The organism is Actinacidiphila yanglinensis (assembly GCF_900107965.1).
In the GTDB taxonomy this organism is placed as follows: domain Bacteria; phylum Actinomycetota; class Actinomycetes; order Streptomycetales; family Streptomycetaceae; genus Actinacidiphila; species Actinacidiphila yanglinensis.
The window spans coordinates 847,001-865,578 of sequence record NZ_FNVU01000001.1 but is presented as its reverse complement, the minus strand read 5'-3'; the positions used below and the strand labels follow the sequence as shown (position 1 = coordinate 865,578).

The 18,578-nt window shown below is 74.1% G+C and carries 14 protein-coding genes and 2 pseudogenes; 11 read left to right on the top strand and 5 right to left on the bottom strand.

The genetic code is table 11. The annotated features are described in order from the left end of the window. The first annotated feature begins 15 nt into the window (after positions 1 to 15). The 4 genes and pseudogenes from C4U44_RS03580 (at position 16) to C4U44_RS41420 (ending at position 3,701) form a co-directional block, all read left to right on the top strand. Positions 16 to 786 (top strand): IclR family transcriptional regulator, encoded by a 771-nt coding sequence (locus C4U44_RS03580; protein ID WP_103884058.1) that lies wholly within the window; start codon positions 16 to 18, stop codon positions 784 to 786. A gap of 61 nt (positions 787 to 847) precedes the next feature. Continuing rightward, positions 848 to 1,684: a class I SAM-dependent methyltransferase gene (locus tag C4U44_RS03575; protein ID WP_103884057.1), complete on the top strand. Its 837-nt coding sequence runs from the start codon at positions 848 to 850 to the stop codon at positions 1,682 to 1,684. Between the two features lie 83 nt (positions 1,685 to 1,767). Next, positions 1,768 to 2,358, top strand: a pseudogene (locus C4U44_RS03570) (SigE family RNA polymerase sigma factor); the annotation flags it as partial. 464 nt (positions 2,359 to 2,822) lie between these two features. Continuing rightward, entirely contained in the window at positions 2,823 to 3,701 is an 879-nt protein-coding gene (locus tag C4U44_RS41420) for a hypothetical protein (protein ID WP_103884056.1), read from the top strand. A gap of 257 nt (positions 3,702 to 3,958) precedes the next feature. Here the strand turns inward: C4U44_RS41420 and C4U44_RS03560 are convergent, their stop codons facing one another. Together C4U44_RS03560 and C4U44_RS03555 are read right to left on the bottom strand one after the other, a co-directional pair. After that, a complete protein-coding gene (locus tag C4U44_RS03560; protein ID WP_103884197.1) occupies positions 3,959 to 5,155 on the bottom strand; it encodes a hypothetical protein in 1,197 nt (398 codons plus the stop codon). Positions 5,156 to 5,210: 55 nt separating this feature from the next. Continuing rightward, positions 5,211 to 6,143, bottom strand: coding sequence for a 5-dehydro-4-deoxyglucarate dehydratase (locus tag C4U44_RS03555; RefSeq protein WP_103884055.1), 933 nt, complete (start codon positions 6,141 to 6,143; stop codon positions 5,211 to 5,213). Positions 6,144 to 6,401: 258 nt separating this feature from the next. Between C4U44_RS03555 and C4U44_RS03550 the strand changes: the two genes are divergently transcribed. From C4U44_RS03550 to C4U44_RS03530, 5 genes and pseudogenes are all read left to right on the top strand, one after another. After that, complete coding sequence (locus C4U44_RS03550) at positions 6,402 to 7,247, top strand: NAD-dependent epimerase/dehydratase family protein (RefSeq protein ID WP_103884054.1); 846 nt, start codon at positions 6,402 to 6,404, stop codon at positions 7,245 to 7,247. Between the two features lie 212 nt (positions 7,248 to 7,459). Further along, positions 7,460 to 8,719 (top strand): TerD family protein, encoded by a 1,260-nt coding sequence (locus C4U44_RS03545; protein WP_103884053.1) that lies wholly within the window; start codon positions 7,460 to 7,462, stop codon positions 8,717 to 8,719. A gap of 256 nt (positions 8,720 to 8,975) precedes the next feature. Further along, positions 8,976 to 9,497, top strand: a complete 522-nt coding sequence (locus C4U44_RS41845) for a hypothetical protein (protein WP_200823120.1) — start codon at positions 8,976 to 8,978, stop codon at positions 9,495 to 9,497. A 166-nt stretch (positions 9,498 to 9,663) separates the two neighbouring features. Next, on the top strand, positions 9,664 to 10,146 hold the full coding sequence (locus C4U44_RS03535) for a hypothetical protein (RefSeq protein ID WP_235031764.1): 483 nt from the start codon (positions 9,664 to 9,666) through the stop codon (positions 10,144 to 10,146). 335 nt (positions 10,147 to 10,481) lie between these two features. Then, positions 10,482 to 10,760: pseudogene (locus tag C4U44_RS03530) on the top strand (HNH endonuclease family protein); the annotation flags it as partial. Between the two features lie 103 nt (positions 10,761 to 10,863). Here the strand turns inward: C4U44_RS03530 and C4U44_RS03525 are convergent. Beyond that, a complete protein-coding gene (locus C4U44_RS03525; RefSeq protein ID WP_146088189.1) occupies positions 10,864 to 12,441 on the bottom strand; it encodes a hypothetical protein in 1,578 nt (525 codons plus the stop codon). Positions 12,442 to 12,770: 329 nt separating this feature from the next. On the opposite strand from C4U44_RS03525, the gene C4U44_RS03520 reads away from it, so the two are divergent. Beyond that, positions 12,771 to 14,564 carry an ATP-binding cassette domain-containing protein gene (locus tag C4U44_RS03520; RefSeq protein WP_103884196.1) on the top strand — a complete coding sequence of 598 codons (1,794 nt, stop codon included), beginning with the start codon at positions 12,771 to 12,773 and terminating at the stop codon, positions 14,562 to 14,564. Here the strand turns inward: C4U44_RS03520 and C4U44_RS03515 are convergent. After that, positions 14,542 to 15,924 (bottom strand): aminotransferase class V-fold PLP-dependent enzyme, encoded by a 1,383-nt coding sequence (locus tag C4U44_RS03515; RefSeq protein ID WP_235031763.1) that lies wholly within the window; start codon positions 15,922 to 15,924, stop codon positions 14,542 to 14,544. The two genes, C4U44_RS03520 and C4U44_RS03515, sit on opposite strands and share 23 nt — an antisense overlap. Before the next feature lie 148 nt (positions 15,925 to 16,072). Between C4U44_RS03515 and C4U44_RS03510 the strand changes: the two genes are divergently transcribed. Then, positions 16,073 to 17,362 carry a hypothetical protein gene (locus C4U44_RS03510; RefSeq protein ID WP_235031762.1) on the top strand — a complete coding sequence of 430 codons (1,290 nt, stop codon included), beginning with the start codon at positions 16,073 to 16,075 and terminating at the stop codon, positions 17,360 to 17,362. Between the two features lie 50 nt (positions 17,363 to 17,412). Here the strand turns inward: C4U44_RS03510 and dapD are convergent, their stop codons facing one another. Next, positions 17,413 to 18,390 carry a 2,3,4,5-tetrahydropyridine-2,6-dicarboxylate N-succinyltransferase gene (gene dapD, locus C4U44_RS03505; RefSeq protein WP_103884048.1) on the bottom strand — a complete coding sequence of 326 codons (978 nt, stop codon included), beginning with the start codon at positions 18,388 to 18,390 and terminating at the stop codon, positions 17,413 to 17,415. Positions 18,391 to 18,578: the final 188 nt, after the last annotated feature.

Sequence of the window (18,578 nt, the reverse complement as noted above, 5' to 3'; positions counted from 1 at the left end):
GAGGGGTCAGACGCGATGGCTGCTGCCGAGGGAGCCGGTTCCCAGGTCAAGTCCGCGGTCCGCACGGTGGAACTGCTGGAGTTCTTCGCGGGCCGCCCCGGCATGCACAGCCTGGCCGCCGTCCAGGAGTCGGTCGGCTACCCCAAGTCGAGCCTCTACATGCTGCTGCGCACCCTGGTCGAGCTGGGCTGGATCGAGACCGACGCGACCGGCACGCGGTACGGCATCGGGGTGCGCGCGCTGCTGGTCGGCACCTCGTACATCGACGGCGACGAGGTGGTGGCCGCCGCCCGGCCCACCCTCGACCGGCTGTCCGACGAGACCAGCGAGACCATCCACATGGCCCGGCTGGACGGCACCAACGTGGTCTACCTCGCCACCCGCCAGTCGCAGCACTACCTGCGCCCCTTCACCCGGGTCGGCCGCCGGCTGCCGGCGCACTCCACCTCCCTCGGCAAGGCGCTGCTGGCCACATACACGGACGAGCAGGTCCGCAAGCTCCTCCCGGAGACGCTGGAGCCGCTCACCGAGCACACCCACACCGACCGCGAGAAGCTGATCGAGGAGCTCGCCCTCATCCGCGAGCAGGGCTACGCCGTGGACCGCGAGGAGAACACCCTCGGGCTGCGCTGCTTCGGCATCGCGATCCCCTACCGGACCCCGGCCCGCGACGCGGTCAGCTGCTCGGTACCGGTGGCCCGGCTCACTCCGGGGCACGAGCAGATGATCAAGGACACGCTCTTCGACGCCCGGGACCGCCTGCTGCTGGCCACCCGCCGGCTGTGATCCACCCGACCCGGGGGCGAACGCTCCCCCGGACGGCAGGCGCGCACCGTAGATTCGGAGCATGGCTACCGAGACCACGGGCAGCGCCCGTACCCACCGTGACGGCCCCTACGACCCCCAGCTGATCAAGGCGCGCGCGTCGTCCTTCGGACCCGCGGCGGCGGCGTACGCCGAGCACCGGCCCGACTACCCGGTCAACGCGGTGCGCTGGGCGCTGGAGCCCGCGCGGGACGCCGGGCTCGGCGCGCCCGACGGCACCCTGGACGTGCTGGACCTGGGAGCGGGCACCGGCAAGCTGAGCGCGGTGGTGGCCGGGATGGGACACCGGGTGACCTCGGTGGAGCCGGACCCGCTGATGCTCGCCGAACTGCGGTCGCACATACCGTCGGTGACGACCCATCAGGCAGGGGCGGAGGAGATCCCGTTGCCGGACGCGTCTGTCGACGCGGTGGTCGTCGGGCAGGCGCTGCACTGGTTCGACCAGAGCCGGGCGCTGCCCGAGATCGTGCGGGTGCTGCGACCCGGCGGCGTGCTCGGCGCGCTGTGGAACACCGACGACGACCGGCTGGAGTGGATCGCCGGCCTCGGCAAGGTGGCGCAGAGCCGCAACTCGTTCATCGACTGGAGCCCGGGGCGGGGCATCCAGCCGCACCCCGAACTCACCCCGGTCGAGCACGCGTTCTTCCCGCACCGGCAGCGGCGCACCGCCGACTCGCTGATCGACACGATCGCCACCCACTCGCACACGCTGACCCTCGATCCGGCCGAGCGGGAGGGGTTGATCGCGGACATCCGCGCGTACCTGCGCTCCCGTCCGGAGACCGCGCAGGGCGAGTTCGACCTGGAGATCATCACCCGCGTGGAGCGCTCCGCGCACCCGGGAATTGCCGGTTCCTGACCTCTGCCCACGGTCCGACCGCGCTGCTACGCTCACGCCGCGCCGTGGCGGGGAGGTCCGGGCAGGAAGAGGTGACCGTGGGCATGTCCGTCGGGAACGGTGCCGGGTCCACCGCTGACGACGAAGCGGCGGCCTTCCACGAGTTCTTCGAGCAGCACTACGCCGAACTCGCCCGCCTCGCCCATCTGCTGACCGGCGAGGCGGACGCGGCCGACGACCTCGCGGCGGACGCGCTGGTGGCGCTGTGGCGGCACTGGGATCGGGTACGGGTGGCCGATCACCCGGCCGCGTACGCGCGTGGGGTGGTCGCGAACCTGGCCCGCTCCCGCATCCGCAGCGCCGTCCGCGAGCGCCGCCGGATCGCGCTGTTCTGGTCGCAGCGGACCGAACGCGCGGTGGAGCAGCCGGATGTGCCGGCGGTGCTGGACCTGCGGGAGGCACTCCAGCGGCTGCCCTTCCGCAAGCGGGCGTGCGTGGTGCTGCGCCACGCGTTCGACCTGTCGGAGAAGGACACGGCCGAGGCGCTGGGCATCTCGGTGGGCACCGTGAAGAGCCAGACCTCCCGCGGGGTGGCGGAACTGGAGCGGCTGCTGGCCCACCCGGCCGCGGCGTCCACCGGTGCCTCCGCCGTCCCGGCCCCTCCGGTGACGGCGGTCGCCCGGTCCGGCCCGGCGCTGAACTCAATTGCAGGCGCTACCAGTTCGGTCCCCACGCCGGGGGCGCCACCGGGGTCGGCGGCGGTCCCCGCCGTGGCGTCCGCGGTCGGCGACCCGCTCACCGCCGCGCGCGCCGGGCACGACCCGGAACCCGCCCTGGGACCGGCCACCGCGGCACTCGGCAGCATGCTCGCCGAGCAACCGCCGTCGGCGGGCGGCACGTTGGGCCCGGCCGAGGACGGCGCCGCGGGCACCACCCTGCTCGCCGAGCAAACCCCGCCCGCTGCGGGCGGGTTGCAGGCTCTCGGCGGGCAGGACGCGGGCGGCGCCGGGAAACGGCACGCGCGGAGCGGGGAAAGTGCGGCGGCAAGCGGGAGCGCTCCCGCGGCGGAGGCCGACGCGGAACGAAGCGGCGCGGCGCGGATACTGGAGTCGACGGATTCCACCACGCGCCCGCGTACGCGCACGGGACGGGGAATGTGATGGGCCAACTGCCGCAACTGCCGCAGCAACTGCGCGAGGCAGCGGACGCGTACCGGCCGGACCGCGAGCGGATGCTGGCCCGGGTGGAGCGCGCGATCGCCGAGAGCGGCGGGCCGACGGGCTCGGGAGCGGCGACGCGGGAGCGCCCGCCCGCTCCCTGGATGCGGGTGACCGCGGTCGCGGCAGCGGTGGCGGGCGCGATCGGCATCGGCGGTCTCGCGGTGGGCGCGGTCGGCGGCGACGCCGCTCCGGGGCAGAACGTGGTGAGCCCCCGCGACGCGACCTCCGCGCAGCCGGGCCCCCAGGGCGCGGCCACTTCGGGCACCGCGACCCGCTCGCACCCGGCCGAGCGGGAGGGCACCACGCGATCCGGCCACTCCGCGCCGGGGGCCCGGGCCACCGCCGGGCACCCCGCGGGCTCCGCCGCGACCCCCTCGGCCGGTGGCACGCCGGCCGCTCCCCCGCCCTCCGGCGGCACCACGCGGCCGCCGTCCCCCGCCGGCAGCAGCGGGGTGACGTCCGTGGGCAGCGTCGACCCGAACAGCAACCCGTACTGGACCGAGGACGACGTCGACCTCACCAGCACCGTCGCGCTGACCTCGCTCACCGTGGAGGTGCGGGTCTCCGGCTCGGCGGGCTCGGTCAGCCAGAACAGCTCCTACACCTCGGCGTCCGGGGTCAGCACCGCGGTCTCGGTGGACGGCACCGACCTGGTCTACCGCTGGACGCTCGACGCCGGGCACACCCTGCCGCCCGGCACGTACACGTTCGCCGGTCAGTTCAACCACGCGGAGGGCGACCGGTCCAGCGCGGCCGACCGCTACTCCGTCAGCGCCGACGGCTCCAGCGGCCCGGCGTCCTCCACCGGCGGTTTCTGAACGGCGGGTGCCCTTCACGGGCCGGTCGGGGTGCCGCGATGTCGCCGTCCCGACATCGGCCGGAAATATCTGGGCCGCCACGGCAACCCCTCGCGCCTCGGTGGCGACTTGGGTACGCACGGAACCTCCCGCCTCAGGGCGGTCGGGGCTTCCGGGGCGCGGCGGTACCCCCATGATCGCCGCGCCCCGGGAACGCCCCCGGGAAGGCCCTCGGAGGCGCGCCCGGAGGACGCGCCCCGGTGGCGCCGGGTGCGCGGCTACGCGGCCGGCCGCAGGGCCGCCCGTACCGCCGCGAGGTCCGCGTCGCTCGCCAGACCCGCATGATAGAGCCGGAGTTCGGTCGCGCCCAGTGCCGCGGCATGGGCCGCGTCGGCGGCGAGCGTGCCGGGACTGCCGCCCATGCCGGTCACCACCGTGAGGTTCGCCGCGATGACGCTGCCCTCGCGGCGGTGCGCGGCGAGCGGCCCCAGGACCGCCTCGCGCGCGGCCGCTCCGCCGGTGCAGGGCAGCACCAGGCCGTCGGCGTGGCCGAGGACATGGGCGGGGTCGACCCCGGCGTTGGCTCCGCAGCGGTACGGCACCGGGTCGGCGTGCATCAGCACCTGGAAGCCCGGCCCGGCCGCCGCACGGACCGCCGCGATCGCGTCCGCCTGGAGCGAACCGGCCATGCGCGTACGCCAGTTCAGGGTCAGGGCGGTGAACTCGGCACCGAGCAGCCGCTCGATGCCCTCGGCGCCCGCGGCCGCCCCGGCGCCGCTCTCCCCGGACCAGACCGGCGCCAGCGCGGCGCGGACCGCGGCGGCGAGCGCGTCCGGGTCGGCGCCGAGCCCGGCGTAGCCCTCGCGGCAGTGCGGGCAGAAGCACAGCGACATCAGGTACTGCGCCGCGTCGCCGAGCGGCACACCGCCGATCTTGTCGTGGCCGTGCAGGTGGGCCAGGCCGTACCAGCCCAGGGACTCCAGCTCGGTGCCGGCGGCGCCGGGGCGGGGCGCGGCCTCGGCGGCCAGCTCCACCAGGTGGGCGCGGACGGCGGGTTGGGCGATGCACGGCGCCCACGGGTAGCGGTCCCCGTAGGCGTTGACCACGCTGGTCCCCGGATGCTCCGCGCCCATCCGGGAGTTGTGGGCGAGCACCACCCAGCTGTGCACCTCCAGGCCGGCGGCCGCCAGCGCGGCCGCGGCCGTACCGTAGGCGTCCTGCTCGCCGTCCGCCCAGGCGCCGGCAGGGTACGGGCGCAAGGCGTGCGCGCGCCAGCGTGCCGCGTCGGGCGGGTAGAGCACGGCGGCGTGCTCGGCGGTGACCACGCGGTGCCGGGGATGGCGCGGCGTCAGGGCGCGGGTGGAGTGATAGGCGGCGGCGAGGGTGACCTGCCGGACGCCGAGCGACGCGACGCGCTCGGCGGCGGCCGGGTCGCCGACGACGTCCCACGGGTAGAGGAAGGCGGAGGTCTTCATGGCGGTGGCCGCCTCGGCGGGCAGGCCGGCGGCGGGGAGGTCGGCAGCGGCCATGTCAGTGGTCGCCGACCAGGGCCAGGCCGCGCTCGATGAGTTCGGCCAGCTCCTTGACGTGCGCGGGGGCGGGCTCGGACAGCGGCGGGCGCACCTCGCCGACGTCGAGGCCGCGCAGCCGCACCCCGGCCTTGACCAGCGAGACCGCGTAACCGCGGCCCTGGTTGCGGAGGTTGACCAGCGGCCGGTAGAAGCCGTCGAGCAGCTTGTTGACGGTGGCGTCGTCCCCGGCGGTCAGCGCGCGGTGGAAGGCGAGCGCGATCTCCGGCGAGAACGCGTACACCGCCGAGGAGTAGAGGGACACGCCGATGCCGCGGTAGGCCAGGCCGGTCAGTTCGGCGGTCGGCAGGCCGTTGAAGTAGAGGAAGTCCTGGCCGGGCAGTTCGGTGCGGACCGTGCTGATGATCCGCTGCATGAGGTCGAGGTCGCCGACGCCGTCCTTGAGCCCGATGATGTTGGGCACCCGGGCCAGCGCGACCACGGTCTCGGGGGTGAAGACAGCGTTGTCACGCTGGTACACGATGACGTCCAGGCCGGTACCCTCGGCGAGCGCGGTGTAGTGCCGCAGCAGACCGTCCTGATCGGCCACCACCAGGTAGGGGGGCATGGCGAGCAGGCCGTCGGCACCGGACCGCTCCGCGATCGCGGCGTACTGCAGCGCGAGCGCGGTGCCGTACCCCGCACCGGCCACCACCGGCACCCGGCCGGCCGTCTCCTCGACGGCCGCGGCCACGCAGGCGCCGAACTCCTCGGGGCTCAGCGCGTGGAACTCGCCCGTGCCGCAGCACACGAAGGCGGCCGCCGCCCCCGCCTCCACGCCCTGCCGCACATGGGCGCGGAAGGCGCCGAGGTCGACCGAGCCGTCCGCGTCGAAAGCCGTCACGGGAAAGAACAGCAGACCGTCAAGTCGCTCGGCGAGTGCGGGCGAGGTCATCGGGGGTCCCCCTCGGAGCCGGTTGGCGCGATGTGCGCTCTTATGATTCATGTCTATATTCGTGAACGCTGCCACGCTAAGCGAGGTGCCCGGTACGGGTCAAGCGGCCGAGCCGCCCGGTAATGACGTGTTTACCACCACCATCTGTCTATATATCTGAATGCCATTCATGGATACACTCGCCTCGTCACGTCCGTCACGCCCGTCCCGCCGACGGGTCGGACTTCGGGGCTCCGTCGTCGAACCAGGAGGACCACCATGCCCGCTCCTCGTACCGTTCTGCTCACCGGTGCCGCCGGCGGCCTGGGCACGCTGATGCGCGGCCTGCTGCCGTCCTACGGCTACGACCTGCGGCTCCTCGACCTGCAGCCGATCGAACAGCCGGCGGGCGAGCCGGCCGCCGCCGCGGTGATCACCGCCGACCTCGCCGACCGCGACGCGTTGCGCGAGGCGGTGCACGGCGTCGACGCCGTCCTGCACCTGGCGGGCATCTCCCTGGAGTCCACCTTCGACAAGATCCTCGCGGCGAACATCCAGGGCACCTACAACCTGTACGAGGCGGTGCGCGAGGAGGGGGTCCGTACCGGCGGCCCGGCGCCCCGGGTCGTCTTCGCCTCCAGCAACCACGCGGTCGGCTTCACCCCCCGCCCGCAGGGCGACGACCCGCTCATCCCGGTCGACACCCCGCGCCGACCCGACACCTACTACGGCCTGTCCAAGTGCTTCGGGGAGGACCTCGCCCAGCTCTACGCCGACCTGCACGGCATCGACACGGTCTCGGTCCGGATCGGCTCGTGCTTCCCCGAACCCGCCAACGTGCGGATGCTGTCGGTCTGGATGAGCCCCGCGGACGGCGCCCGCCTCTTCCATGCGGCACTCGGCGCGGGCAGCTCCGGCCACACCGTGGTCTACGGCAGCTCCGCGAACACCCGCCTGTGGTGGGACCTCGGGCCGGCGCGGGCACTGGGGTACGCGCCGCAGGACGACTCCGAGGTGTTCGCCGCGCGGCTCGTCGCCGAGCAGGGCGAACTCGACCCGGACAATCCCGCGCACGCGAACCTCGGCGGCGCGTTCTGCACGGACCCGCCGATCTGGCCGTACTGACACGTACCGACCCGGTCCGGCCCGCGGCGGCCGGTACGGGCGGCTGTGGGCGGAGCACGAGCGGGCCCGCGGCCGGCGGATCGGGGCGGCGGCCGCGGACACCGCGCCGGGCCCGCGACCTGCACCGTCGGCGACCTCCCCCGATCTCCGCCGGCCTCCGTCGCTAATGGAACCGTAAAGAGGGATCTGTCGTTACCTAAGGCATGACCGCAATGACGCCTGGCTCGAATGTGCCGCTCTCCGTTCCGCGAGTGGCGGTGGACGTCTCCGCACCCGTGCGGCTCGACGTCTCGGGTCTGCTCCTGACCGCTGACGGCAAGGTGCGCTCGGACGACGACTTCGTCTTCTACAACCAGCCGCAGGGGCCCGGGGTGACCCACCACTCGGGTGGCCGCTCCGCGCCGGACTCGATCGAGGTGGACACCACGGCGGTCCCCGCCGAGATCGAGAAGATCGTGGTGACCGCCAGCATCGACGGCGGCGGTGTCTTCGCCGGCACCACCCCGACCGCGACGGTCCGCGGGGTCGACGACGGCTCGGTGGTCGCGACCTTCGAGCCGACCGGGCTCGGCCCGGAGACGGCGCTGGTGATCGTGGAGGTCTACCGGCGGGCCGGCGCGTGGAAGGTGCGCGCGGTCGGCCAGGGGTACTCCAACGGCCTGGCGGGTATCGCCACCGACTTCGGCGTGAGCGTCGAGGAGCCCGCGGCGCCGGCCGCGCAGCCGGTGGCGCCGCCCGCCCCCGCCGCGCCGCCCGCTCCCCCGGTCGCGCCCTCCTCGCCGCCGCCGTCCGGCCCGCCCGCGTCCCACCTGCCGCCGCCGCCCGCCGGCGCGCCGGCCGCGCAGTTCCCGCCGCCGCCCGCCGCGGCTCCGCCGGCGGCCGCGCCCGGCGCGGGCCGGATCAGCCTCGACAAGGGCCGGGTGAACCTGCAGAAGAACCAGTCGGTCTCGCTGGTGAAGGCGGGCCGTCCGGTGCTGTCGCTGGTGCGGATGGGCCTGGGCTGGGAGCCGGCGTTCGGCGGCCGGGCGATCGACCTGGATGCCTCGGTCATCGTCTACGGCCCGCAGCGCGAGCACCTCGCCACCTGCTACTTCGGCAAGCTGACCGTCCTCAACGGCGCGATCCAGCACTCCGGGGACAACCTGACGGGTGCCGGCTCCGGTGACGACGAGGTCATCTCCATCGACCTCGGCACCCTCCCGCCGAACGCCACGGGCATGGTCTTCACCGTCAACTCCTACAGCGGCCAGAAGTTCAACAAGGTCGCGAAGGCGTACTGCCGGCTGTTCGACGGTTCCACCGGCGAGGAGATGGTGCGGTTCGACCTCACCAACGGCGAGGCGCGGCGCGGGGTGTTGATGGCCAAGATGATCAAGCAGAATTCCGGCGAGTGGGAGATGACCGCGCTCGGGATCTTCGCGGACGGGCGCACCGCGAAGGCGATGGTCGAGCCGGGGGCCGCCGCGCTGTAGCCGCCCGCCCGCTCGGCACCCGCCGAACCCGCACCCGCCAAACCGGTACCCGGCGGGGCACTTTGGCGCATCACGATTCGAACATGCGGCCCGGTTCCCCTGCGGGGACCGGGCCGTTGCCATGCCGTCACCGAACAAAATGTCATGGTCACCTAAAATTTACCGCTGACTGTCTACCCGCATAGACCAGAGCCCGGGACGCTGGTGGGGCACCTCTCCGCACCCTCCGCCCCTCTAGTCACGGGAGCGCTCGGTCATGCCCAAAAACCGTCTCCTGCACGGCATTTGCGCGGCAGCCGGCGCCGCACTGCTCGCGGCCACGATCCTCCTCACCGGCAGCGGCACCGCGCAGGCCGCGCTGCCGACGCCCATCGCGGCGTCCACGGCGCGCACGTACCTCTCGGAGATGACCGCGACCCCCGAGACGCAGGCCTCCACCTACGACCGCGACCTCTTCCCGACCTGGATCACGATCTCCGGCACCTGCGACACCCGCGAGTACGTCATCAAGCGGGACGGTTCCAATGTCGTGACCGACAGCTCGTGCAAGGCCACGTCCGGGAACCGGACCAGCCCGTACGACGGGGTGACCACCACCAACCCGTCGACCTTCGACATCGACCACCTCGTATCCGCACCTGCGTCGAACCATGCGCCAGGAACAGCAGTTCACATTGTCAGCGACATACCGCTCACAAACGCGGCAGCGCCCCCGATCGGCCGGACGTCCGCTCCTGATACGGCGACGAATCTGCCCGCCGAGACCCGCGGTCTGTAGCCCGGAGTGTGCCGCGGAGCCCAACGATCGGCGGCACAGCCCGGACGACGGAGCGCTGCCCAACGTCCGCGAAACACACCTGTCATGAGCCTGACTAACCAAGGAGATCGAGATTCCCGTGCCTTCCCGAATACGAATAGCGACTGCAACCGGCTCCGCTCTCGCCTTGGCGATCAGCGGCCTCATCCTCGGCGTCAGCGCCGGCACCGCACAGGCCAGCACCTGCTCCCAGTCCTATCTGCCGCTGCCGGACCCGTCGTGTACGCCCGGTGTGTACAACTCTGCTGTCACCCAGTCGACGATCGGCTCCACGATCTGCGTGTCCGGCTGGACGGCGACCGTCCGCCCGCCCACCTCCTACACCAACGCGCTCAAGGCGCAGGGGATCATCGACTACGGCTACAGCGACACGAACATGTCCGACTACGAGGAAGACCACCAGATCCCCCTCGAACTCGGCGGATCACCGCGGGACCCGAACAACCTGTGGCCCGAGCCGCACTCCGGCACAAAGAACTCCACCACCAAGGACGGTGTGGAGACGAAACTGAAGAACGCGGTGTGCAAGGGCACCATCACCCTCAACGCCGCCCGCACCGCGATCAAGGCGAACTGGACCACGGCTCTCAGCGTCACCGGCATCGGCTAGAAGGAAACTGGCCGGTGACGTCCATCCGGTATCAGGCGTCACCGGCCAGTGCCTGCCACTCGAACTGGGCGAGCGCCCGCCACAGGGCGAGGTTCTCGCCTTGCGGGACTTCCAGGGCCGTGCGGAGCCTTGCCACCTCCTCGTGGTGAGCGTGCTGTTGCCGCGTCAGGCGTGCACTCAGCGCTCGCACCGCGGCCGAGGTCGAGGAGTCGGTCGGACGATCCGCGGGAATTGCGGAAGCCGGTCCGCCCTTGGCGCGGTGCGGGAGTGTCTGATCAACGGCGCACGGCCGTCTGTCACCGACGTCAGCGGCAGTCATTTCAGGGTGCGGATACCACCTCGTGCCCCTCTCCGAGGCATGGGACTCCGGCGCCTGGGCCTGGACCACCGCCCAGCGGCAGGCGTACGCCAACGACACGACCCGCCCCCAGCTCCTCGCGGTCTCCGCGTCCTCCAACCGCTCGAAGGGCGACGACGACCCCGCCGAGTGGCTGCCGCGCGCGTCCTACCAGTGCACCTACGCCCGCGCCTGGGTGCAGGTCAAGCACTACTACGGCCTGACGGTGGACAGCGCCGAGAAGTCCGCGCTCAGCTCGATCCTGAGCGGCTGCTAGCCGTAACGTTCCGCCTCCCCCTCGCCGGAGGAGGCGGAACGTTCAGGCACCTGGCCGGGCGTGCCCGACTCCCGTGCCGGGCTGGGCGGTTCGGGGCGCCCGGTCAGCGACGGGGGCGCGAGCGGGCCTTGAAGGCGGCCTTGCGCGAGGCCTTCGCGGTGGGGCGATCGGGGTGCAGGCGGCCGATCGCCTCGAGGACCGCGGCGGTGGCCGGGTGGTCGACGCGCCAGGCGTCCGCGAAGAAGGCCTCGTGCCGGGCGACGAGATCGGTGATGAGCGAGGCGAGCTCGTCCGAGTCGCCGTCGGCGGCCAGTTGGGCGGCGATGGTGTCGATGGTGAGCCAGTAGACCATGTCGGTGCTGGGCGCGGGGACGTCGGGCAGCTGCCGCTCGGTGAGCCAGACCCGGGCGAGCCCGCCGAGATGCAGGTCGTCCAGGACGTCACGCACCGCGGGTTCGGCCTCGGTGCCCAGCAGCGCGAGCACCTGCTGGCAGACCAGCCGGCGGGTGGGCCCCTCCGCCCCGTCCTCCCCGGCCGCGGCCAGCAACTCCGCCGCCGCCTCGGACGGTTTGCGGCCGGCGAGCCACGCCTCCGCCTCGTACCGCACCGCGTGGTCCGGGTAGGAGCCCAGCGCGCCGAGCAGGTCGTCCGCGGCGACCTCCGCGAGGTCACCGAGCACGGGCGCGTGCGCCCCCGCGTCGGCCAGCCGCTCGCGTACGCCGTACACGCCGAGCGGGGTGAGCCGGACCGCGCCGTACCGGGCGATCTCGTCGTCGTCGGGCTCGCCCGAACCGCCGCCCAGTACGGCCACGCCGTCGTCGTCCGCCTCCTCGATCAGCGCCTCGTCCATCGGCGCGTACGCGAGCAGGCCGGTGGACTCCAGCAGCCGGAAGTGGTCGTCGAGCAGCAGCATCACCTCGGTGACCTCTTCGAGGACGTCCTCGCTCGGCTGGTCCATCTCCTCGGGCACCACCAGGGAGGCCGCGAGGACGGGCAGCGGCACGACGTGGCCGTCCTCCGCGAGGTCCTCGTGGTCACCGCTCTCCCGGGCGCCGCCGTCCGCCTCGCCCGCTCCGGGCTCGGCCACCGGCTCGATCGCCGAGAGCGCGTAGAGGTTCACCAGGGCCGCGTCGAGGAGTTCGGCCTCCTCCTCGGCCTCCCGGTCCGCGTCCTCCGGAGTGATCGGCTCGCCGTCGCCGTCCGCCTCGCCGGACAGGTGGTGGTAGTCGGGCGCGGTGGCCTCGGCCAGCGCGCACTCCACCGCCACGAGCCACAGGTCGAGGACGTCGTACGGGTCGGCGTCGGTGCCGTCCGCCGCGTCACCGCCGCCGATCCGCGCGTACAGCTCGCCGGGCACCGCCCGCCCGGCCGCCTCGCCCGGCGGGGTGGACTCCTCGGCCTCCTCGTCGATCTCCAGCACCAGCAGCCCGGCGTCCACCGCGACGCCCCACGCCTGCGCCGCCTCGGCCGCCCCCTCCTCGCCGCTCAGGCCCAGCACCTCGACGGCGGCGGCGAGTTCGTCCTCCAGCAGCTCGCCCATGCCGTCGACACGGCGCTGCTCCCCGGTCCACCGGGTCAGCCGCAGCACGCGGTCGAGCAGCGGCGCGGCCAGGGCCTGCCGGGCGAGCACGTCCACGGGCAGCAGCCGCACCGGTGGCAGGGCGAGAGGACTTGCGGACATCGTGCGGGCTCCGATTCGGCGTGAGGGGGTGAGGATACGGGCGGGGGTGCGGGGCGGCGGGCCGTTCCGCGGCGGGTGCCGGCGGCCGTGGGGCACCGGCCGGTCCGGCACCGCCCGCTCCGGCCGCGCGGGACCAGCGTATTGCCGCGGCGCCGCATCCCCGCATTCGCGGACCGGCGGATCGACACCGGCCCGCAGTGTTCATCCGTACGCAGGACACCGTTCACCTCTCCCGCGTTGACGCCGATCCTCTCGCGTACGCTACGTCCGCCCCGGGGGCAGGAGTTGGGACGGGTCCCCGGGACCGGACGGAGGGCGAGGTGGGCGAGATGGCGGACCCGGGCGAGGCGGCGGGCGCGGGCGGCCTGACCGGCACGAACGGCGTGGACGGCGCGGGCGGCGCGGGCGGCGTCGGGCTGCACGTGGCGGCCTACGGGGTGGGCCAGCGGGTGCGCGGCGGCCGGGAGACGCTGGACGGGGTGCACCTGGCGGTCGCACCCGGCGAGGTGCTCGCACTGGCCGGCGGCAGCGGCTCCGGCAAGACCACCCTGCTGGAGATCCTGGCCGGCATCCGGCTGCCCGCGCGGGGCCGGGTGCTGCACGACGGGGCCGACCCGGCGGGGCTGCGGCCCGCGCTGGGCTACCTGCCGCACGGCAACGTCATGCACGAGGACCTTCCGCTCGTGCGCGCGCTGTCCTACGCGGCGCGGCTGCGGATGCCCGCCGGCGCCGGACCGGAACGGCGCGCCGCCGCGGTCGACGGCGCGATGGCCGCGGTGGGGCTGTCCGCGCGGGCCGACCAGCGGGTGCGGACGCTGAGCGAGGGCGAGCGGCGCCGCGCCTGCATCGCCGTGGAGCTGCTGACCCGGCCGCGGGTGCTGTTCCTGGACGAGCCGACCACCGGCCTGGACCCGGCGTCCGGGGCCGAACTCATGCGCACGCTGCGGGACCTGGCGGGTGAGGGGGTCACGGTGGTGCTGACCACGCACGCGCCCGCCGACCTCGCCCGCTGCGACCGGGTGCTCTTCCTGACCCCGGACGGCCGCCCCGCCTACCTGGGCCGCCCGCGGGAGCTGACCCGGGTGTTCGCGGTGCCGACGGTCGAGGAGGTGTACGCGGCCGTGGCCCGCCGGGGCGCGCGCGAGCTGCCGGAGCTGCCCGAACCCGACGCCGTTGCGGACGGGTTCACCCGCACCCCGGGGAAGCCGGCCGGCCGGGACGCGGACCGCCCGCTCGGTGCGGCCGGCCAGTGGTGGCTGCTGACCCGGCGCAGCACCGAACTGATGCTGCGCAGCCGGCTGACCGCCGCCGTCGTGGTGGGGTCCCCGGTGGTGATCGTGGCGATGTTCGCGCTGCTCTTCCGGCCGGGCGCCTTCGACCCGGCCGCGCCGAGCCCGGGTTCGGCCGCGATGATCCTGTTCTGGATCGCCTTCGGCGGCTTCTTCTTCGGGCTGACCTACGGACTGCTGCAGGTCAGCACGGAGTTGCCGGTGGTGCGCCGGGAACGGCTGACGGCGCTGCGGCTGGGCCCCTACCTGCTGTCGAAGGCGGCACTGCTGATGCCGGTGCTGGCCGGGGCGGACGCCCTGCTGCTCGCGGTCCTGCGCGGCCTGAACCGGCTGCCCGCGGCCGGCTGGGGCACCTACGGCTCGCTGTTCACCACGGTGCTGCTGGCGTCGGCCGCGGCGCTGGCGCTGGGGCTGCTGGCCTCGGCGGCGGTGGCCGAGCCGCAGCAGGCGACGCTGATGCTGCCGCTGCTGTGCTTCCCGCAGGTGCTGTTCTCCGGCGCGTTCGTGCCGGTGCCGCAGATGGCCTGGGCGGGGCGGCTGTTGAGCGCGGCGATGACCAACCGGTGGGCGTTCGAGGGGCTGGGCGGCGGGATCGGGCTGCCCGGGCTGTGGGCACACGGCGCCTCGCCGCTGGGCCCGCCGCTGCTGGCCTCCTACGGCGACTCGTTCGGCCGGGCGGTGTGGGCGGACTGGCTGCTGCTGGCCGGGTTCACCGTGCTGTTCCTGTCGGGCGCGTGGGCGGTGCTGGCTTCCAAGTGCCGTACGGTGCACCGCCCCGCGCCCCGGACCGGTCCGGTGCCCGTGGTGGCGGTCAGCACACCAGCCGAGGGCTGAGGCCGGCCGGGTCGGGCCTGCGGTCGCGGTAGGTGCCGGCCACGAAGTCCAGGAACGCGGCGACATCGGCGCGGCTGGAGGACAGTCCGAGCGAGACCCGGACCGCACCGCCCGAGGGGAGGCCGAGCCGGCCGAGGTAGTCGTCGATCGTGCCGGTGGCGGTGCGCACCGCGCCGTCCAGGGTGCGCCGCTCGATCGCGAACGCGGCCTCCCCGGTACCGGGGTTGCAGAAGCAGCCGGTGCGCAGCGAGATCCGGTGGGCGGCGCTGTCGCGGGCGACGATCCGCTCGTCGACGACCGCCCCGTCCGGGCCGAGCAGGTTCAGCGCCACGGTGCCGCCGCGGCCGGTGGTGTCGGACGGCCCGTAGACGCGGGCCAGCGGCTCGCCGCCGGAGTGCCGCAGCGCGGCAAGCCCGTCGAGCAACTCTGCGGTGAGCGCGGTGACATGGCGGTGGATCGCGTCGGTGCCGATCGCCCGGATCCAGTCCAGGCCGAACTCGATGTCCGGGATGCTCAGGTAGTTGACGGTGCCGTCCTCGAACGCCGCCTCGCCCTCGGCCATGTGGTGCCACAGGCCCTGCGCGCTCACCACGTGGATGGTGCCGCCGGAGAACCAGGGGCGGCGCAGCCGGGCCAGCGCGTCGCGCCGGGCGACGAGGCAGCCGACGCCGGTGGGGTAGCCGAAGACCTTGTACCAGCTCACCGCGACGAAGTCCGGGTGCACCGCGGCCAGGTCGAGCGGGTTGGTCGGCACGTAGGCCGCGGCGTCGAGCAGGACGTCCCAGCCGGCCGCCTTCGCCCGGGTGATCCAGTCCAGGGAGTGCCGGACCCCGCTGAAGTTGCTCTGCGCGGGGTACGCCAGCAGGCCGCCGCCCTCGGGGGCCGCCGCCAGCACCGCGTCCATCGCGGCCGCGTCGAGGTCGAGCCCCGGCGCCCGGAGCGGCACGTACACCGTGTCCGCGCCGCGGCTCCTGGCGTATTCCCGCAGCCCGTTGACCGAGTTGTGGTTGTCCAGGGTCAGCACCAGCCGGCCGCCCGGCGCGAACGGGTACGCCTCCCCGACCAGCCGGCAGGCCCCGGTGGCGTTCGCCGTGAACACCACCGCGTACTCCCGCGGGTCCGCGCCGAAGTGCGCCAGCACCCTGCGGCGGGCCCGCTCCACCAGTTCGCCGGACGCCTCCGAGGCGGGGCTGACCGAGTGCGGGTTGCCGAAGCAGCCGCCCGCGATGCGCTCCGCGTGCGCCCACAGCTGGGCCCGGGCGGGAAGGCCCGCGCCGGTGTGGTCCAGGTAGACGTGGCCGCCCTCGTCCAGGTACCGGTACCCGTCCTCGGCGGCCCGCAACGCGTCAAGTGCGTGCATCCGTGCCCCCATTCGTGCTGTCGTCCGCCCGATCCCCTCCAAGGATGACGCTCCCGGCCCCGCCTTGCGGCTGCGTTGGGCAAGGGCTGCCCTTCCGTTGCGGACGGGCCGCTTGCGCGAGGGGGAAGGGAGGCGTGAGGGTAGGAGGGTGACGGAGCCGGGGGGCCAGACGGAAGAGCTGACGCGCGCGTTCATGGACGCGGTCGGCACCCGGCAGACCGTGGCCGTGCTGCTGCCGGTGCGGCTGCCCCAGGACCCGCCGTGGCCGGCCGGACCGCTTCCGGTCGCGGCCCACGCCGCCGAGGCCGAAGAGGCGGCGCGCCGGCGGCTGTTCACGCCGTCGGCCGGGCGGGTGCTGTACGACCGGCGCTGGCACACCCGCCCCGATCCGGGGCTGTCCCACGGCCCGATGCGCCTGGACGCCATGGAGTTGCTGCGCACCGCGAGCACCCGCTCCCCCGACCGGGCCCTGGCGGTCCTGCACTTCAGCGTGGCGGGCGCTCCGCTGCTGCCGCTGCTGCGGGCGATCAGCCACCGGCGCCAGAGCGCCGACGCGGACCCGCTGCGCGGCCCGTTCGATCCGGCGGCGCTGCTCGCGGGCGTCGCCGAGACCGAGGTGCCCGCCGGGCCGTTCGCGCTCGCCCGCCCGTACACCGTCGCGTTCATGACGCCGCCCGCCGCCCTCACCCGGGTGATGCGCGACCCGGCGACCGGGGAACTCCCCCTGGACGCCGACCTGTTGCTGCACGCGCTGGCCTCGCGGGCGTCGCCGTCGGACCTGCCCAAGGGAGCCGAGTCACTGCCCGAGCTGCGCGCCCGGACGAACCGGATCTCCGCGGACTGGAGCGCGCGGGTGCTGCGCCAAGGCGCCGCTTTCCTCGGGAACCGCCCCGACGGCGGGCCCGGCGACTTCTACGACTACGCCGTCGGCAACGCCCGCGGCACCTACCTCGACGCCATCCTGCTGGGCGCCGCGCAGCGCGATCACATCGACGAGCTGACCGACGACCTGTCCGCGGTCTTCGGCGGTCCCGGTCTGGCCCGCCGCGTCGCCGCCCTGGAACGCCGCATCGCGATGTTCCGCAGCACCCACTGGCGCCAGCACCTCAGTGCGTACGGCCCGGCCAACGACCTGCTGCTGGCCTTCCACCGGACCTACCACCTGCCCGAGCGGTTCGCGCAGATCCTCGCGGAGGCGGCCGACTACGCGCGGCTGGCGCAGAACCAGGAGAGCCAGCAGATCGCCGGGGCGCTGGGGGTGCTGACCGTGCTGGGCCTGCCGGTGTCCACCGCGCTGTCCGTCCTCCAGGTGCTCGGCGACACCAGCGCCACCGATCTGCTCGTGGCGCTGGGTGCCTCGCTCGCCGCGACGGCGGCCGCGCTCACCACCCGCTACGGACGGCTGGTGCTGTCGTCGCTGCGCGGCAGCCGCTCCTGACGGCGCCGGGCCGTCAGGAGCACTCGCGGTCGACTTTTCCTGACCCGCCGTCAGTTGTGGCTGTGCAGGGCCGCGTTCAGGCCGCCCCAGGAGCCGGTGCGCTGGAAGACCTCCACCTTGCCGGTGGTGGAGTTGCGGCGGAAGAGGAGGTTGTCCGCGCCCGACAGCTCGACGGCCTTGACGATCTCGCCGTCCGGGAGCGTGACGCGGGTACCGGCCGTGACGTACAGGCCGGCCTCCACCACGCAGTCGTCGCCCAGCGCGATGCCGAGTCCGGACTCCGCGCCGAGCAGGCAGCGCTCGCCGACCGCGACGCGCTGGGTGCCGCCGCCGGAGAGGGTGCCCATGATCGAGGCGCCGCCGCCGACGTCGGAGCCGTCGCCGATCACCACGCCCTGCGAGATGCGGCCCTCGACCATGGAGGTGCCCAGGGTGCCGGCGTTGAAGTTGCAGAAGCCCTCGTGCATCACGGTGGTGCCGGAGGCCAGGTGCGCGCCCAGCCGGACCCGCCCGGCGTCCGCGATCCGCACGCCGGCGGGTGCCACGTAGTCCGTCATACGGGGGAACTTGTCCACCCCGAACACCGACAGGTGGGTGCCCTCCGCCCGCGCGGCGATCCGGGTCTCCTCCAGGTGTGCCACCGGTACCGGGCCGAGCGAGGTCCACGCGACGTTGGCCAGCAGGCCGAAGATGCCGTCCAGGTTCTGCTCGTTCGGCCGGACCAGGCGGTGGCTGAGCAGGTGCAGCCGCAGGTACGCGTCGTGCGCGTCGAGCGGCTTGTCCTCCAGCGAGCCGATCACCGTGCGGACCGCCACCACCTGCACGCCACGGCGCGGGTCCGGGCCCAGCGCCTTCGGTACGGCCACGCCGAGGAGTTCCGCTGCGCGCTCGGCGGGGAGCTGCTCGGTCCCCGCCGGACCGGGCCGCTCGGCCAGCTCCGGGGTGGGGTACCAGGTGTCCAGTACGGTGCCGTCGTCGGCGACGGTGGCGAGGCCAGCGGCTACGGCGCCGGGGCGGGTATCAGTCATGGTCAGCACGCTACCCGCTTGCCGCGAGCTGAGCGGACCCGCCCGGCTGCCCCGTCCTGCCGTCACGGGACCTTGCGGTCCGCGGTGGCGTGGGGGCACCCCCAGGCGGAGCTCTGGGGGGAGCGCAGTTCCCCGCGCCCCTGGCTATCTGCGAGTCCCTCCGCGAAAGGAGGGTCACCAACCGAGGG

What these genes read in the sequence shown, in the direction of transcription:
- C4U44_RS03555 (WP_103884055.1), bottom strand. Translation starts at nt 6,143, where the DNA reads ATGACCTCGCCCGCACTCGCCGAGCGACTTGACGGTCTGCTGTTCTTT.
- C4U44_RS03515 (WP_235031763.1), bottom strand. Translation starts at nt 15,924, where the DNA reads ATGCACGCACTTGACGCGTTGCGGGCCGCCGAGGACGGGTACCGGTAC.
- C4U44_RS41845 (WP_200823120.1), top strand. Translation starts at nt 8,976, where the DNA reads ATGCCCAAAAACCGTCTCCTGCACGGCATTTGCGCGGCAGCCGGCGCC.
- C4U44_RS03580 (WP_103884058.1), top strand. Translation starts at nt 16, where the DNA reads ATGGCTGCTGCCGAGGGAGCCGGTTCCCAGGTCAAGTCCGCGGTCCGC.
- dapD (WP_103884048.1), bottom strand. Translation starts at nt 18,390, where the DNA reads ATGACTGATACCCGCCCCGGCGCCGTAGCCGCTGGCCTCGCCACCGTC.
- C4U44_RS03575 (WP_103884057.1), top strand. Translation starts at nt 848, where the DNA reads ATGGCTACCGAGACCACGGGCAGCGCCCGTACCCACCGTGACGGCCCC.
- C4U44_RS03520 (WP_103884196.1), top strand. Translation starts at nt 12,771, where the DNA reads ATGGCGGACCCGGGCGAGGCGGCGGGCGCGGGCGGCCTGACCGGCACG.
- C4U44_RS41420 (WP_103884056.1), top strand. Translation starts at nt 2,823, where the DNA reads ATGGGCCAACTGCCGCAACTGCCGCAGCAACTGCGCGAGGCAGCGGAC.
- C4U44_RS03560 (WP_103884197.1), bottom strand. Translation starts at nt 5,155, where the DNA reads ATGAAGACCTCCGCCTTCCTCTACCCGTGGGACGTCGTCGGCGACCCG.
- C4U44_RS03545 (WP_103884053.1), top strand. Translation starts at nt 7,460, where the DNA reads ATGACGCCTGGCTCGAATGTGCCGCTCTCCGTTCCGCGAGTGGCGGTG.
- C4U44_RS03550 (WP_103884054.1), top strand. Translation starts at nt 6,402, where the DNA reads ATGCCCGCTCCTCGTACCGTTCTGCTCACCGGTGCCGCCGGCGGCCTG.
- C4U44_RS03525 (WP_146088189.1), bottom strand. Translation starts at nt 12,441, where the DNA reads ATGTCCGCAAGTCCTCTCGCCCTGCCACCGGTGCGGCTGCTGCCCGTG.